This is a genomic window from Ensifer sp. (assembly GCF_035999185.1).
Taxonomy (GTDB): Bacteria; Pseudomonadota; Alphaproteobacteria; order Rhizobiales; family Rhizobiaceae; genus Ensifer.
In genome coordinates this window covers 1-13,230 of the sequence record NZ_DASYHB010000032.1, presented here as the reverse complement: position 1 = coordinate 13,230, position 13,230 = coordinate 1, and the positions used below count along the sequence as shown (strand labels likewise).

The 13,230-nt window shown below is 62.4% G+C and carries 6 protein-coding genes, 3 tRNA genes, 4 pseudogenes and 1 riboswitch; of the genes and pseudogenes, 9 read left to right on the top strand and 4 right to left on the bottom strand.

Annotated elements, in window-relative coordinates:
- The 3 genes and pseudogenes from hupB to VGO04_RS03215 form a co-directional block, all read left to right on the top strand.
- Positions 1 to 82: pseudogene (hupB, locus tag VGO04_RS03225) on the top strand (DNA-binding protein HupB); the annotation flags it as partial.
- 124 nt (positions 83 to 206) lie between these two features.
- A riboswitch (FMN riboswitch) is annotated at positions 207 to 358 on the top strand.
- A gap of 87 nt (positions 359 to 445) precedes the next feature.
- Entirely contained in the window at positions 446 to 1,351 is a 906-nt protein-coding gene (locus VGO04_RS03220; RefSeq protein WP_327494516.1) for a DMT family transporter, read from the top strand.
- 77 nt (positions 1,352 to 1,428) lie between these two features.
- On the top strand, positions 1,429 to 3,636 hold the full coding sequence (locus VGO04_RS03215) for an esterase-like activity of phytase family protein (RefSeq protein ID WP_327494515.1): 2,208 nt from the start codon (positions 1,429 to 1,431) through the stop codon (positions 3,634 to 3,636).
- Positions 3,637 to 3,729: 93 nt separating this feature from the next.
- Here VGO04_RS03215 and VGO04_RS03210 read toward each other — a convergent pair whose 3' ends face one another.
- The 3 genes and pseudogenes from VGO04_RS03210 to VGO04_RS03200 form a co-directional block, all read right to left on the bottom strand.
- Positions 3,730 to 4,203 (bottom strand): MarR family transcriptional regulator, encoded by a 474-nt coding sequence (locus tag VGO04_RS03210; protein ID WP_327494514.1) that lies wholly within the window; start codon positions 4,201 to 4,203, stop codon positions 3,730 to 3,732.
- Positions 4,204 to 4,401: 198 nt separating this feature from the next.
- Positions 4,402 to 5,727, bottom strand: a pseudogene (locus VGO04_RS03205) (methyl-accepting chemotaxis protein); the annotation flags it as partial.
- A 24-nt stretch (positions 5,728 to 5,751) separates the two neighbouring features.
- A pseudogene (locus tag VGO04_RS03200) lies at positions 5,752 to 6,233 on the bottom strand (MCP four helix bundle domain-containing protein); the annotation flags it as partial.
- Positions 6,234 to 6,614: 381 nt separating this feature from the next.
- Here VGO04_RS03200 and VGO04_RS03195 point away from each other — a divergent pair.
- The 3 genes from VGO04_RS03195 to VGO04_RS03185 all read left to right on the top strand — a co-directional run bounded on the left by VGO04_RS03195 (position 6,615) and on the right by VGO04_RS03185 (position 11,836).
- Positions 6,615 to 7,895, top strand: a complete 1,281-nt coding sequence (locus VGO04_RS03195) for an exonuclease SbcCD subunit D (protein ID WP_327494517.1) — start codon at positions 6,615 to 6,617, stop codon at positions 7,893 to 7,895.
- A complete protein-coding gene (locus VGO04_RS03190; RefSeq protein WP_327494513.1) occupies positions 7,895 to 11,353 on the top strand; it encodes an AAA family ATPase in 3,459 nt (1,152 codons plus the stop codon). Before VGO04_RS03195 ends, VGO04_RS03190 begins: the two co-directional genes overlap by 1 nt.
- An 84-nt stretch (positions 11,354 to 11,437) precedes the next feature.
- A complete protein-coding gene (locus tag VGO04_RS03185; RefSeq protein ID WP_327494512.1) occupies positions 11,438 to 11,836 on the top strand; it encodes a (R)-mandelonitrile lyase in 399 nt (132 codons plus the stop codon).
- A 220-nt stretch (positions 11,837 to 12,056) separates the two neighbouring features.
- Here the strand turns inward: VGO04_RS03185 and VGO04_RS03180 are convergent.
- Positions 12,057 to 12,132, bottom strand: a tRNA-Val gene (locus VGO04_RS03180).
- Between the two features lie 471 nt (positions 12,133 to 12,603).
- On the opposite strand from VGO04_RS03180, the gene VGO04_RS03175 reads away from it, so the two are divergent.
- The 3 genes and pseudogenes from VGO04_RS03175 to VGO04_RS03165 all read left to right on the top strand — a co-directional run.
- A tRNA-Asp gene (locus tag VGO04_RS03175) sits at positions 12,604 to 12,680 on the top strand.
- Between the two features lie 77 nt (positions 12,681 to 12,757).
- Positions 12,758 to 12,834: transfer RNA gene (locus tag VGO04_RS03170), tRNA-Asp, on the top strand.
- A 299-nt stretch (positions 12,835 to 13,133) separates the two neighbouring features.
- Positions 13,134 to 13,230: pseudogene (locus VGO04_RS03165) on the top strand (NADH-quinone oxidoreductase subunit A); the annotation flags it as partial.

Genomic DNA, 13,230 nt, shown 5'->3' with positions numbered 1-13,230 from the left:
GGGTGCGGAAGTTGACATCCCGGCGCGCAACGTGCCGAAGTTCACGGCCGGCAAGGGCCTGAAGGATGCCGTCAACGGCTGATGAGATTTGCTTGGCGGCCGGACACGAGGCCGGCAGTCCAGGTATTCGGGGGTTCGGCGAAAGCCGGACCCCTTTCGCGTTTCGGAGCGGCCCTTGCGGCCTCCTGCCAATTGCTCTACGGCTTTCCCGTTCTCAGGGCGGGGTGAAAATCCCCACCGGCGGTAAGGGCGTCAAGCTCAAGCCCGCGAGCGCCCTTCTTCTGAAACGGGGAAGGGGTCAGCAGATCCGGTGCAATTCCGGAGCCGACGGTCATAGTCCGGATGAAAGAGAATGATCGCTGGCACGAAGGGCAGGGATGCCCGGCGTCGTGCGTTGCGCTCATGCGTCCTGATTTGTGTTTGTCCAATTCTCAGGTTGCATGACATGAATCAGACTTCCCTCGGTTTTTCTTCCTCGCGTGCCTTGGCCGGAGCGGGCTTCATGGTGCTCGCTGGTGTCGCGTTCGCCGGCCTCAACGTGGTCACCCAGTGGCTGACGATGAAGCTCGGTTTTCCTGCGGCGTCGATGGCGTTCTGGCAATATGCCTTCGCGTTCCTCTTTTCCCTGCCGTTCCTGTGGCGGGTCGGGCTTTCGGCAATGCGGACCGAATACCCCTGGCGTCACGTCGTGCGTGTGGCGCTCGCCGCATTCGGCGTCGGGGCCTGGGTCTCCGGCCTTGCGCATGTGCCGATCTGGCAGGCGATCGCGCTGGTCATGACCTCGCCCTTCTTCATCACCTTCGGCGCCCGCCTGTTTCTTGGTGAGCGCGTCGGGCCGGCGCGTTGGGCTGCGACCGCCGTCGGCTTTGCCGGCGCGATGATCATTCTGGAACCCTGGTCCGACAGTTTTACCTGGGCTGCCCTGCTGCCGATTGTCTCCGCTCTGCTTTGGGGGGCGTCGTCGCTGATCACCAAGAACCTGACCGGTCGGGAACGTCCAGAGACGATCACCATCTGGCTCCTGGTGCTCTTGACCCCGATCAACGGGGCGATCGCGCTGACGGCCGGCTTTGCTGTGCCGAGCGGGCAAACGCTTTGGCTTCTCGTGCTTGCGGGTGTCCTGACCGTTTTCGCGCAGTATCTGCTGACCCTTGCCTATACGGTCGCGGACGCGGCCTACGTGCAACCATTCGACGATTTGAAGCTGCCGCTCAATGTTTTTGCCGGCTGGCTGGTCTTCGGTTACGCGCCGACCGGCCTTCTCTGGCTCGGGGCGGCCCTCATCCTTGGCGCCTCGCTGTTCATCATGCGCAACGAGTTACGGCGCGAGCGGAAGACGGTCACAACCTGAACGGTGCATAACCCGGTGGCTGTCATTCGGCTGTCATCGCCATCGCGCAGAACCCCCATGTTTTTCAGTGTTGGCACATGGGGGATTTCATGACCATCGTATCGCGCGTGACGGCGCTCACAGCCGTCCTTCTCGCTTCAGCCGCATTTCCGGCCGCCGCCGAGCCCGTCTTCAAACGCATTGCGTCTTTCGCAGTGGCTGACAATCTGCCGGAGGGCGACCAGCGCAAGGCTCCGACATCCGCGGAAATCATCACGGCCAGTGAAGACGGAAACCTGCTGATCTACTCGGACAGCCCGGGCAAGCGTGTCGGGCTCATCGACATCACCGACGCCAAGGCGCCGAAGTCCGCCGGCGTCGTCGCCTTCGAAGGCGAGCCCACCTCGGTCACCGTTGCCGGCTCAAAGGCGCTGGTCGCAGTCAACACGCGCGAGAGCTTCGTCAAGCCTTCGGGTTTCCTCGCGGTGGTCGATCTTGCGTCGAAGAAGGTGGATGTCAGCTGTGAACTCGGTGGCCAGCCGGATTCGGTTGCCGTCAACAAGGATCGCACTCTGGCGGCCATCGCCATTGAAAACGAGCGCGACGAGGACGTGAACGACGGCAAGATCCCGCAGATGCCGGCCGGCGACCTGGTAATCCTGTCGCTGAAGGATGGCGTCGCCGATTGCGGATCACTGAAACGCGTGACGTTGACCGGCCTTTCCGAAGTTGCCGGCGACGATCCGGAGCCGGAATTCGTTTCCTTCAACGGCAAGGACGAGATCGCGCTGACGCTACAGGAGAATAACCACATCGTCATCATCGACGGCAAGACCGCGACGGTGAAGACGCATTTCTCTGCCGGCTCCGTCGACCTCAAGAACATCGATACCAAGCGCAACGGTGCGATCGCCTTCAAGGACGAGCAGCCGGGCCGCAAGCGCGAGCCTGACGCCGTGAAGTGGCTTGATGACAACCGCATCGTCGTTGCCAACGAAGGCGACTACGAAGGCGGGTCGCGCGGCTTCACCATCTTCGACACGACCGGCAAGGTGCTGTTCGAATCAGGAGCAAGCTTCGAACATGCGGTCGCATCGATCGGCCACTATCCGGAGAAGCGTTCGTCGGCAAAGGGCGTGGAGCCGGAGGGCCTCGAGGCCGCTAGGTTCGGCGACGACAATCTGTTCTTCGTGCTGGCCGAACGCGCATCCGTCGTCGGCGTCTACAAGGACACCGGCGCCGAGCCCGAACTGCTTCAGCTGCTGCCGTCGGGCATCTCGCCGGAGGGGGCGGTCGCAATCCCGTCGCGCAACCTGCTTGCCACCGCCAACGAGGTGGACCTCGGCGAAGACGGCGGCGCTCGCTCGCACGTCATGATCTATGAGCGCGGCGAAGGTGAAGCTGCCTATCCGCAGATCCGGTCTGCCGAGAAGGATGGTCTGCCGATCGGCTTCGGTGCGCTTTCGGGTCTTGCCGCTGTTGCCGACAAGCCGGGCTTTCTGCGCGCCGTCAACGATTCGGTCTTCTCGTCGCAGCCGACGATCTACACCATAGACGCCACGCAAAAGCCGGCGCTGATCACCGAGGCGCTGGCGATTACCCGCGATGGCGCACCGGCACAGAAGCTCGACATCGAAGGCATCGCCAATGACGGAGAAGGGGGCTTCTGGCTCGCCTCCGAAGGCAATTCCGACAAGCTCTACAGCCATGCCATCTTCCACGTGAACAAGAAGGGCGAGATCAAGAAGGAGATCGCCCTGCCGGAAGCGCTGCGTGCGGGCGAAACCCGCTTCGGCTTCGAAGGCATCACGGTCGTCGGCGAAGGTGACGACCAGACGCTGTGGATGGCCGTGCAGCGCGAATGGAAGGACGACGAGAAGGGCTTCGTCAAGCTCGTCTCCTACAACCTGAAAAGCGAAGAGTGGGGCGCGGTCCGCTACCCGCTGGAAAAAGCCGGCGACGGCTGGGTCGGTCTTTCGGAGATTTCCGTGAGCGGCGACTACGTCTACATCATCGAGCGCGACAACCAGATCGGCCAGGCGGCCAAGCTGAAGAAGATCTATCGCGTGGCGCTGAGTGAATTGAAGCCGGCGGCCCTCGGTGGCGAACTGCCTGTCGTCAAGAAGGAAGAGGTTCGTGACCTCATTCCGGATCTCAAGGCGCTGAACGGCTACGTGGTCGACAAGGTCGAAGGCTTTACGGTCGATGCCGCCGGCAACGGCTATGTCGTGACGGACAATGACGGCGTCGACGACAGCTCCGGCGAAACCCTGTTCTTCTCCATCGGTGCTATCAACGCGATGTAAGCGTTCGCGCCCGGAGAAAACGGAAGAGGCCGGGACATGATGTCCCGGCCTCTTTCTATTTCCAGATGGTTTTGATCGGTCGGAGGAACGTCGTCAGCGGGCGACAGCGACCTGCGCTGCGTCTTCTTCGTCCTTGCGCTTGCGGATATCGTCGGTCCGGTCGACCAGCTTGCCGACGATGTCGTAGAGAGCGTCAAGCTCTTCATCGTCGAGGGCCGAGAAGATTTCCTCGAGCAGCTGCTTGCGTGGATGCTCGGCGGCTTCCAGCACGATGCGGCCCGTTTCGGTGATCGAGACGATTTTGGCGCGCCGGTCTTCCGGATCGGGCTTGCGCATGACCAGTCGGTCCCGCTCCAGGCCGTCAATGGCCTCGGTAACCGTGCGCGGCGCAAAGTTCAGCGCGCAGGCGATGTCGGTCGAGCGACAGGGGCCGAGCTTGCTCAGGAAGAAGAGGAACTTGCTGCGCGCCAGAGACACGCCTTCTTCGGTCATCGATTCGTTCACCAGGCGGTGAACCCGATGGTAGAGTTCGAACAGTCGGTCGGAAACTTCGAATGTCTTCTTCATGATCGTCGTTGGAATTTCATGAGGTGCCATGTGAAATGGCAGTAACATTAGTGATAGTTACAATTGCCGCCTTTGTCGACAGAAACCTCCGGCGTTTCACGGTAAGTCCGGCGGTAACAAAGAAACGGCCGCCATTGCTGGCGGCCGTTTCATTTGCAGTCACAAGAATTTCTGGCTGCAAACCAAGGTGAATTGGCGTCAGGCAGCCCAACGTGACGAACCGGTCGGCTGTGCGTAGCCGGCAGCCTCGACCAATGTGAAACGCGCGATCAGGTCGCGCAGACGACCGGCCTCCTGCGCCAGCGTCGCGCTTGCCGCATTGGCCTCCTCGACCATCGCCGCGTTCTGCTGGGTCACCTGGTCCATCTGGTTGACGGCGGTGTTGACTTCGGAGAGCCCCGCGGACTGTTCCTGCGCCGACACCGCGATCGCGTCCATATGCTGGTTGATCGTGACGATGAAGCCTTCGATGGTGCGCAGCGCTTCGCCGGTTTCGCGAACGAGCCGGACACCGCTTTCGACTTCGACGGTGGAGTTGCGGATCAGATCCTTGATCTCCTTGGCCGCCTTGGCGGAGCGCTGGGCAAGCTCGCGCACTTCCTGGGCGACGACGGCGAAGCCCTTGCCGGCATCACCGGCGCGAGCGGCCTCGACGCCAGCGTTCAGCGCCAGCAGATTGGTCTGGAAGGCAATCTCGTCGATGACGCCGATGATGTTGGAGATCTGGCTCGACGAGTGCTCGATGCGGCCCATGGCATCGACGGCGCCTGAGACGATCGCGCCGGACTTGCGGGCGCTTTCGTTTGCCTGGCCGGCGACGCTGCGGGCTTCGTTGGTGCGCTTCGACGAATTGCCGACGTTGACGGTGATCTGGTCGAGGGCGGCAGCGGTCTCTTCGAGCGAGGCTGCCTGCTGTTCGGTCCGACGCGACAGGTCGTCGGCGCTTTGGCTGACTTCGCGGGCACCGCTGTCGATGCTGCCGGAGGCAGCCGAAACGGCAGCAAGCGTGTCGGCAAGCTGCGCGACGGCCTGGTTGAGGTCGTGGCGAAGCTGCTCGAAGTCGGGCGCAAAGGGCTCGTTGAGCTGGAAGGCAAGATCTCCGGAGGCAAGGCGGCGTAGGCCGCTCGCAAGACCGGCGGTTGCCTCCTGGAGGCGACGCTGTGCCGCGGCTTCCGCTTCCTCGGTCAACCGCACGCGATCGGCTTCCGCCTTGGCACGCTGCGCCTGGGCATCGGCTTCAAGGTGCCTGTTGGTGATCGCCGCCTGGCGGAAGACCTCGACGGCACGGGCCATCTCGCCGATTTCGTCCTTGCGGGCGCCGTAGGGAATGGTGCTGTCGGTGTCGCCTTCGGCAAGATGGGCCATCGAGCGGGTGATGACCTGGATGGGTCGGGCAATGCCACGAACGGCATAGAGGATTGCGCCAAGCACGATGATGCCGGCAAGGGCGATCACGCCGATCTCGATCATGCGGATCTGGTCGTGCGTTGCCGAGCTCGCGGCAACGGCGGCGTCTGCGCCGGCGATATTGAGCGCGCGCATCTCCTTGATCGCGTCGTCGACCTGCTTCTCCGTCTCGCGCATCTCGACCTTGAAGACACTCTGCGCCTTCATGTTTTCGAGATTGTTGGAAAGCTTGACCATGCCGTCAGCGACGGAAGTATAGGCCTGATAGGCGGCACGCACCTTGTCCAATGCTGCCTTGTCGGCATCGGTGACCATCAGCGCCGCATACTCGTCAGCAAGCTTGTTGAAGCCGCCGGCGGTCTCGCCGATGACCTTTTCAGCAGCCTTCTTTTCGAAGGGGTCAGCGAGATCAGGTGGCGCGCAAAGGCCATGCGCGTGTCGGAAAGCTGGGTTTCGAGCGCGCGGGAAAGCGAGACCCGCGGCAGCCAGGTGGTGGCGATCTCGTTGTTGCGATCGTTCATCATCTTGATGCCGCCGAGCGAGGCAACGGCAAGCGCCGAAACGATAACGGCCACCACGAGGAAAAGGGCAATGAGTGTGTGCGAAATCTTGAGCCGTGACATAGGTACCCCCGGAAGGACGGCCGTCCGTAAAACTGTACTTGAATTAAGTCATTCCAGCTCTTGATCGTCATGACGGAGCGGATGCCGAAGCAGGAATCATTCCGGTGCCTGGACGCGCTTGGAAACGCAGCCGGCGCAAACCTAGCGAAGAAGATGTTACAAAAGCCCTAATCGATTAAAGTGAGTATAATCTGATATTTGCACGTACTCTGACGTCAAATCTCGGCCAATGAGTTTAACCAGTGCCAGGGCCTCCACTTGTATTAGTTCCGGCTTTACTTTCCTCGTCTGAAATATGCTTGCCGGCGGCGGTGCATCTCCCGCGTGGATGAAGCACTGCCACCGATTGACGGGCGCCCTTTTGCCGGGCCATGGTCGGCGATGCCCTTCCGCTTCGTCCACACCGCAGACCTGCATCTCGATTCGCCCCTTCGCAGCCTCGCTCTTAGAAACGCCGATCTCGCGGAGACCGTGCGCGGCGCATCAAGGCGCGCCTTCGTCAAGATCGTCGATCTTTGCATCGCCGAGCAGGTGGATGCGCTTCTCATCGCCGGCGATCTCTATGACGGCAGCCAGACGTCGATGAACACCGCCCTTTTTCTCGGTGGCGAATTGCGCCGGCTGGACGGGGCGGGCGTGCGCGTCTTTATCATTCGTGGCAATCATGATGCGCAGTCGCAGGTCACCAACGAACTGACCCTGCCGCCATCGGCCCATGTCTTCAAGGGCAGGGCAAAGGCCGTTCTTGCCAAGACGCTGGCTGGCGGTCGCGATGTCTATGTGCATGGCGTCAGCTTCGCCAGTCCGCACGCGCCGGAGAGCCTCCTGCCGGCCTTCCAGCCGCCGGTTTCGGGCGCAGTCAACATAGGCATGCTGCACACCAGCCTTGCCGGTGCGGCGGGTCACGATCTTTACGCGCCCTGCAGCCTTGCCGATCTCGTAGACCATGGCTTCGACTACTGGGCGCTTGGTCACATTCACCAGCGTCAGGTTCATGCGACCGGCCCCTTTGTCGTGATGCCGGGCATGCCGCAGGGCCGTGACGTCAACGAGGCGGGGGTGAAGGGGGTGACGCTTGTCACCGTGGATGACGATGGCCGGATCAGCATTGTCGAGCAGCCGATCGGCATCGCCAGTTTTGAGCGCACGCTGGTGGACATTACTGATCTGTCAGAGTGGCGCGATATGCTGGATGCCGTCAGGCAGACGCTCTCGGGAATCTGCGGCAAAACGTCGGCGGAAAACGTTATTCTGCGTCTGACCTTGACCGGCGCGACATCATTGGCCTGGCGCCTTCGTCGCGACGCAGATCTGCTGCGGGCGGAGATTGACAACATCGCGGCCGGGATCGCCGGCTGCTGGGTCGAGAAGGTCGAACTCGCCTGCCGGAACGTCCAATCTGAGAAACCGGGTTTCGCGCTCGATCCGGTCGAGGAGCTTGCGGCCCTCGTCGAGGCCGATGTTCTGCCGGCCCACGGATTTCGACAGGAGGTCCGCGCAGCCGTCGACGAAGTGTTGCAGCAGCTGCCGCCTGAACTGCGCCAGGCGCTGGCTCCGGACGAAGAAGCGGCCGAGCGACTAGCTTTGGAGGCTGGTGCGTCGGGAGGCGCCGAGGTGCTTGCCCACCTCCATGGCGGCGGCGCCGGCGAGGGCATCCACTGATGCGGCTGCGCGCACTCGATCTCGTCCGTTACGGGAAGTTCACCGATCGACGCCTCGATTTTGGCGAAACGACCCCAGGCACACCCGACCTGCACATCGTCTACGGCCCGAATGAGGCCGGCAAATCGACCCTGTTCTCAGGCTTCCTGGATCTGCTCTTCGGCATCGAGCATTCGAGCTCCTACGGTTTCCTGCACCCCTATCAGACAATGCGGGTGGGCGGCACGATCGAAGCCGCCGGTCGGAGCTATCGTGCTTTCCGGATCAAGCGGAAGACAAATTCGCTGGTTGGCGCGGACGATCAGCCGTTGCCCGACAACCTGCTTTCCGGCGTGCTGGGCGCGATCGATCGCGACACCTACCAGATGATGTTCTCGCTCGATGACGAGAGCATCGAGAAGGGTGGCGAGGCGATTTTGAAGAGCGAAGGCGAACTCGGGTCGCTGCTCTTTTCCGCAAGCTCGGGCCTGCCGGACAGCGCGGCAATCCTTGCGGCCCTGCGCGGGCAGGCCGACGCCTTCTACCGGCCACAGGCGCGCAAGCATCAGCTCGCAGAGCTGAAGAGCGATCTGGAAGCTCTGAGAGTCGAACGGAATGCTCTCGATATCAACGCACGTGAATACGCGGCTCTGCGCAAGTCGCAGATGCAGGCGCGCGAACGTCACGAGGAGGTCATCGCGCGCCGGGCTTCACTCAGGGTCGCGCGCGATCGCCTGAGAGCTGAGATCGAAGCCCTGCCATATCACGCCCGGTTACGTGCACTCCGGGTGGAATTGGCGAGCGCCACGCAGTTGCCGCCGCCACCGGCCGAGTGGGCGAGCGAATTGCCGGCGCTGCGGCGCGAAGAGGGGGAGATCGACGTCAAGCTGCGGCAGATTGAAAGCGAGACGCAGTATCGTCGCGACGCAATCGAGGAATTGCCTGAGGACAGGGAGGCTCTGTGCCTGGCCGAGCGCCTGGTCGCGATCCAGGAGACGGCACTTGATGCCCGCTACGTGACCGCCGCACGCGATATGCCGTCGCGCGTGGAAGAGTTCGTAAAGGTCACGGCGGAAATCAGCGCATGCCTGCTGCGGCTTGGAGAGCCGGCGGACCGCGACCCCGCTACGTTGCTGCTGCCGGCCGGCACCGGAGCCCAGATACAGGATCTCGCCCGGCGGCACTCCGCCTTGGCCGAGCGCGTCGCATCAGCGCATCAGGAGGTCTCCAACGCCATGGCGGCAGCGCGTGCGGCTGAATGCGAACTGGCAGAACTTGGCGACAAGGAGGGAATCGCGGACGTCTCTGCACTTGCGCAGCGATTGCCGTTCTGGCGACGCAACGACTGTCTGATGCGCCAGAAGTCGGCGCTGCAGACAATCGCTAGGCTGGAAGCCGAACTTGCCGACAAGATGGTGCTGCTAAAGCCGTTTTGCGGCAGCGCCGACGATCTGCTTGCGCTCGGCGTACCGTCAGCGGGAACGCTCGATGCCTGGCGTCTGTCGTTCGCGGCGCAAGTAGAACGGCAGGCGCGCCTTTCTGATCGCCTAGCGGCCGAGCGGGAACTCTTTGCCGGTGAGGAGGCGCGGCTTGCCGAGTTGTCAGCCGCCAGTGGTGTGCTGGACGATCTTGCCTCGCTTGCTTTGCGACGCACGCGAGACGACGCATGGCAACGGCATAAGGCCGCGCTTACCGAGGAGACGGCCACTGCGTTCGAACAGGCGATGGGAGACGATGACGGCGCTACCGCGCTTCGTCTCGCGGAAGCCGCAAGGCTGGCTGAGATGCGAGGCCTGGCACTTTCGATGACCGAGCGACGCGCACGCCTTGGCGTACTACGCAGCCAGGGTGACCAACTGCGCGACGATGCGCAAAGACAGGCTGAGGCACTCGCGTCGGCAGTGACTGCATGTGGTTTACCCAACGTCATCCCTCTGCCGCAACTGGAGGCGTGGCTGGCCGTTCGCCTCGATGCTCTCGATTTGCGCGCACAGCTGCGCTCGGTCCGGCTGGAATTTGATCAAGCGCGGGCCGAAGAAGCAGAAGCGGTCCGGTCGCTGCAGGAGGAATTGGCAAGCCTTGGGCTCGCCGATGGACTGCCGAGCAGGTTGGACGGGCTGCTGGCCATCGCGGAACAGACGATTTCGCGCGCGCAGATCGCGGCCGGCACGCACAACGCTGCCCGCGATGCGGCCAAGCGGGGTGCTGCCGTGCTTGAAAGTCGGCGTCGGGCGCTGGAAATTGCCGAGAGCGAAACGGCGGCGTGGCAGGGACAGTGGCGCGATCTTCTTGCCAAGCGCTGGTTTGCAGAGCTTGACGAGCCGCTTTCGCCAGAAGCGGTTGTTCCGATGCTGGCCGTGCTGCAGGATCTCGACAAGCTGACGCAGCGTAAGTCCGATCTCGACTATCGCATCGCCGGCATGCGCAAAGATCAGGCGGCGTTCGCGCGCGCCGTCAGCGAACTCGCCGGACCGTCTGCGAGCGGTGACCCCCTTGCCATCCTTGCGTCACTGAAGGCGCGTGTCGAGACGGCACAGAGGTTCGCGGATCGCCGGGCCACCCTCCTGTCCGAACTCGCGAGATTGGATGACGAAAGGCGTGCCACAAGCGCTGAGCGCGAACTCCATGCGGTGCGCAGGCGATCGGTGCTCGAGTTCTTCGATTGCGATACGCTCGACCAGGCTTCGCAGCATTTTGAGGGCGCGCGTGAACAACAGCGTCTGCGCCAACGCATTGCCGATACGGAGGCGGATCTCGCGTCCTGTCTGGGCGTCGCTGCGAGTGAAGAGGCGGAGGCGTTGCTTGACGCGCTCGACGACGCGGCAGCCCGGCTGGAGCTGGGGCGACTGGAGGCGGCGCTCGACGATTGCGATCGCGACGTCAGTGAATTGCACACGGACATGCGAGAGAAGGAAAGGGCGCTCGCGGATGTCGAAGGCGGCGATACGGTTGCGGAACTCGAGCAGAAGCGGCGGACGCTGCTTCTCGATATCGAAAGCAAGGCACTGGCCTACCTGCGGCTGCGGGCCGGTGTGATTGCCGCGGAAACGGCGCTTCGGCTCTTTCGCGAGCGACACCGCAGCGCCATGATGCGCCGCGCGTCGGAGACTTTCAGCCGGATCAGCGGCGGTGAATATTCCGGCCTGTCGGCCCAGTCCGACAAGGGGCAGGAGTTCCTGATCGCCAATGCGGCTGCTGGAGGATCGAAGCTCGCTCGGGATCTTTCCAAGGGCACGCGCTTCCAGCTCTATCTGGCGCTAAGAATCGCGGGCTATCATGAGATTGCCGCAGCGCGCGAATCGCTGCCCTTCATCGCCGACGACATCATGGAGACCTTTGACGATGGGCGTGCCGGCCGCGCCTTCGAGCAAATGGCGGACATGGCACGTGTCGGCCAGGTCATTTATCTGACCCACCACGAGCATCTGTGCGAGATAGCCCGCGAAGCCTGCCCGAGTGCCACAATCCACAGGCTATAGTGGGGACCGTGCAGGCTCGGGAGGGCGTGTTTGGTGCGGCATCTTCCCACCGGACAGAATCGACGCAACCTGGAGGAACGAGAGATGGACATCATACCGAGTGGATCGAGACCGTCGATGCGCGCACCGGCGGATTACTTCACAGGCACGGTTCGGCAGGATCCGGTAATCGAGGCTGAGGAACCGGCACGGGTGCGCGCCGTCAGCGTTACCTTCGAACCGGGCGCCCGCACCGCCTGGCACACGCATCCGCTCGGCCAGACCCTGGTTGTGACCGCCGGACGCGGCCTCGCGCAAAGCTGGGGTGGCCCCGTGCGCGAGATTCGCATGGGTGACGTCGTCTGGTTTGCTCCGGGCGAAAAACACTGGCACGGCGCCGCACCGGATACGGCCATGGTGCATCTTGCGATCCAGGAAGCGCTCGATGGTAAGGCTGCGGACTGGCTGGAGCACGTCAGCGATGAGCAGTATCGCGGCGGGTAGTGTCGTTGGCGGAGACCTGTCCTACGGACGAAAGCCTTTGGGCTTCACGGAGAGGCGCGTCGGTATCGGCGTTTCTGGTCGTCGTGGCTGTGGAGAGCGGTTGATTCACGCGCCGCACAGCGTCCGTTTTCAAAAACAATGGGCGTCATGGCGACGGCGAAAGCAAAGCGCAAACGCTTATTGAAAATATGCCGATGTGTCGAAATTCCAAGGGAAGAAGTGGTGGGCGATGAGAGACTCGAACTCCCGACATCCTCGGTGTAAACGAGGCGCTCTACCAACTGAGCTAATCGCCCTTCCGCGTTTGGACCGGATCAGTCCGCCGCGTCGGTGGCCGTGATCTAGGCGTAACCGAAAAAAACCGCAAGAGCATTTGTATCGTTTTTATGATTTTTTTTTGTTGGCGGTCGCGCGACGCCCTGAAATGCCGGGGTTCGCGCTTGTGGACAAAAAGTGCGGATCGCAGGCCAACATGGGTCTATGGGGGAGGGAGGCAATGTGAGGGCGGGGAGATCGGAGAATCGTGACGCGTGCACGTGCGGTGAATTAGGCGACGACCTTGCAATGTGACCTAGGAGGGGATGGTGGCCGTCATTGCTCTGTTTCGAATTCGATCATTTTCTTGCCCTGTGGATCATTTTTCATTCCGTCGCGGATTTGTCTTCAAACACGCTTGACACCCCAAGTCGAACCGCTTAGTTAGCCGCTCATCGAACGGCGCTGCTGCTCGATGCGGGGCGGAAACGCTCCAACCAAGTCAAGATGATGCGGGTGTAGCTCAGTCGGTTAGAGTGCCGGCCTGTCACGCCGGAGGTCGCGGGTTCGAGCCCCGTCACTCGCGCCACTCTTGATCTGGTACTGCCTAAGGCGTTCTCAAGGGATGCCGATGGTGGTAAAAATGATCGTTCGCGGTCATCATGCGCGGGTGTAGCTCAGTCGGTTAGAGTGCCGGCCTGTCACGCCGGAGGTCGCGGGTTCGAGCCCCGTCACTCGCGCCACTTTCCCACTCTACCTCCTTCTTCAATCGTGTTGGCCTCAGGGTCCGATTGTGCACTGCGGCAATCTGTCTCGCGTGCGTTTGTTTTACGGTAAAGTCGACGCTGCCCCGCAAATCCGCGCTTTGCCGACACAGCCCGTTTGATCCTGTGTCGTGAACCGGTTTAAATGGCCCCTAAAGGCTTGCGCGCGGGCGCGGGCTGCGCTAACCACTCCGGCGTTGCAACATATTTTTCGGCCTGCGAGATTTGTTGTTCTGGCGCTCTCCCATGCGCCCTCCCGCAGGCAGGGACGGATAACAATGACTGAACTTCTCGGTTCCTACGTTCCGATCGCGATTTTCATTGGAATCGCACTGGTGATCGGTGTGGCGCTTCTGATTGCTCCCTTCGCCGTCG

What these genes read in the sequence shown, in the direction of transcription:
- VGO04_RS03185 (WP_327494512.1), top strand. Translation starts at nt 11,438, where the DNA reads ATGGACATCATACCGAGTGGATCGAGACCGTCGATGCGCGCACCGGCG.
- VGO04_RS03195 (WP_327494517.1), top strand. Translation starts at nt 6,615, where the DNA reads ATGCCCTTCCGCTTCGTCCACACCGCAGACCTGCATCTCGATTCGCCC.
- VGO04_RS03215 (WP_327494515.1), top strand. Translation starts at nt 1,429, where the DNA reads ATGGGGGATTTCATGACCATCGTATCGCGCGTGACGGCGCTCACAGCC.
- VGO04_RS03220 (WP_327494516.1), top strand. Translation starts at nt 446, where the DNA reads ATGAATCAGACTTCCCTCGGTTTTTCTTCCTCGCGTGCCTTGGCCGGA.
- VGO04_RS03190 (WP_327494513.1), top strand. Translation starts at nt 7,895, where the DNA reads ATGCGGCTGCGCGCACTCGATCTCGTCCGTTACGGGAAGTTCACCGAT.
- VGO04_RS03210 (WP_327494514.1), bottom strand. Translation starts at nt 4,203, where the DNA reads ATGAAGAAGACATTCGAAGTTTCCGACCGACTGTTCGAACTCTACCAT.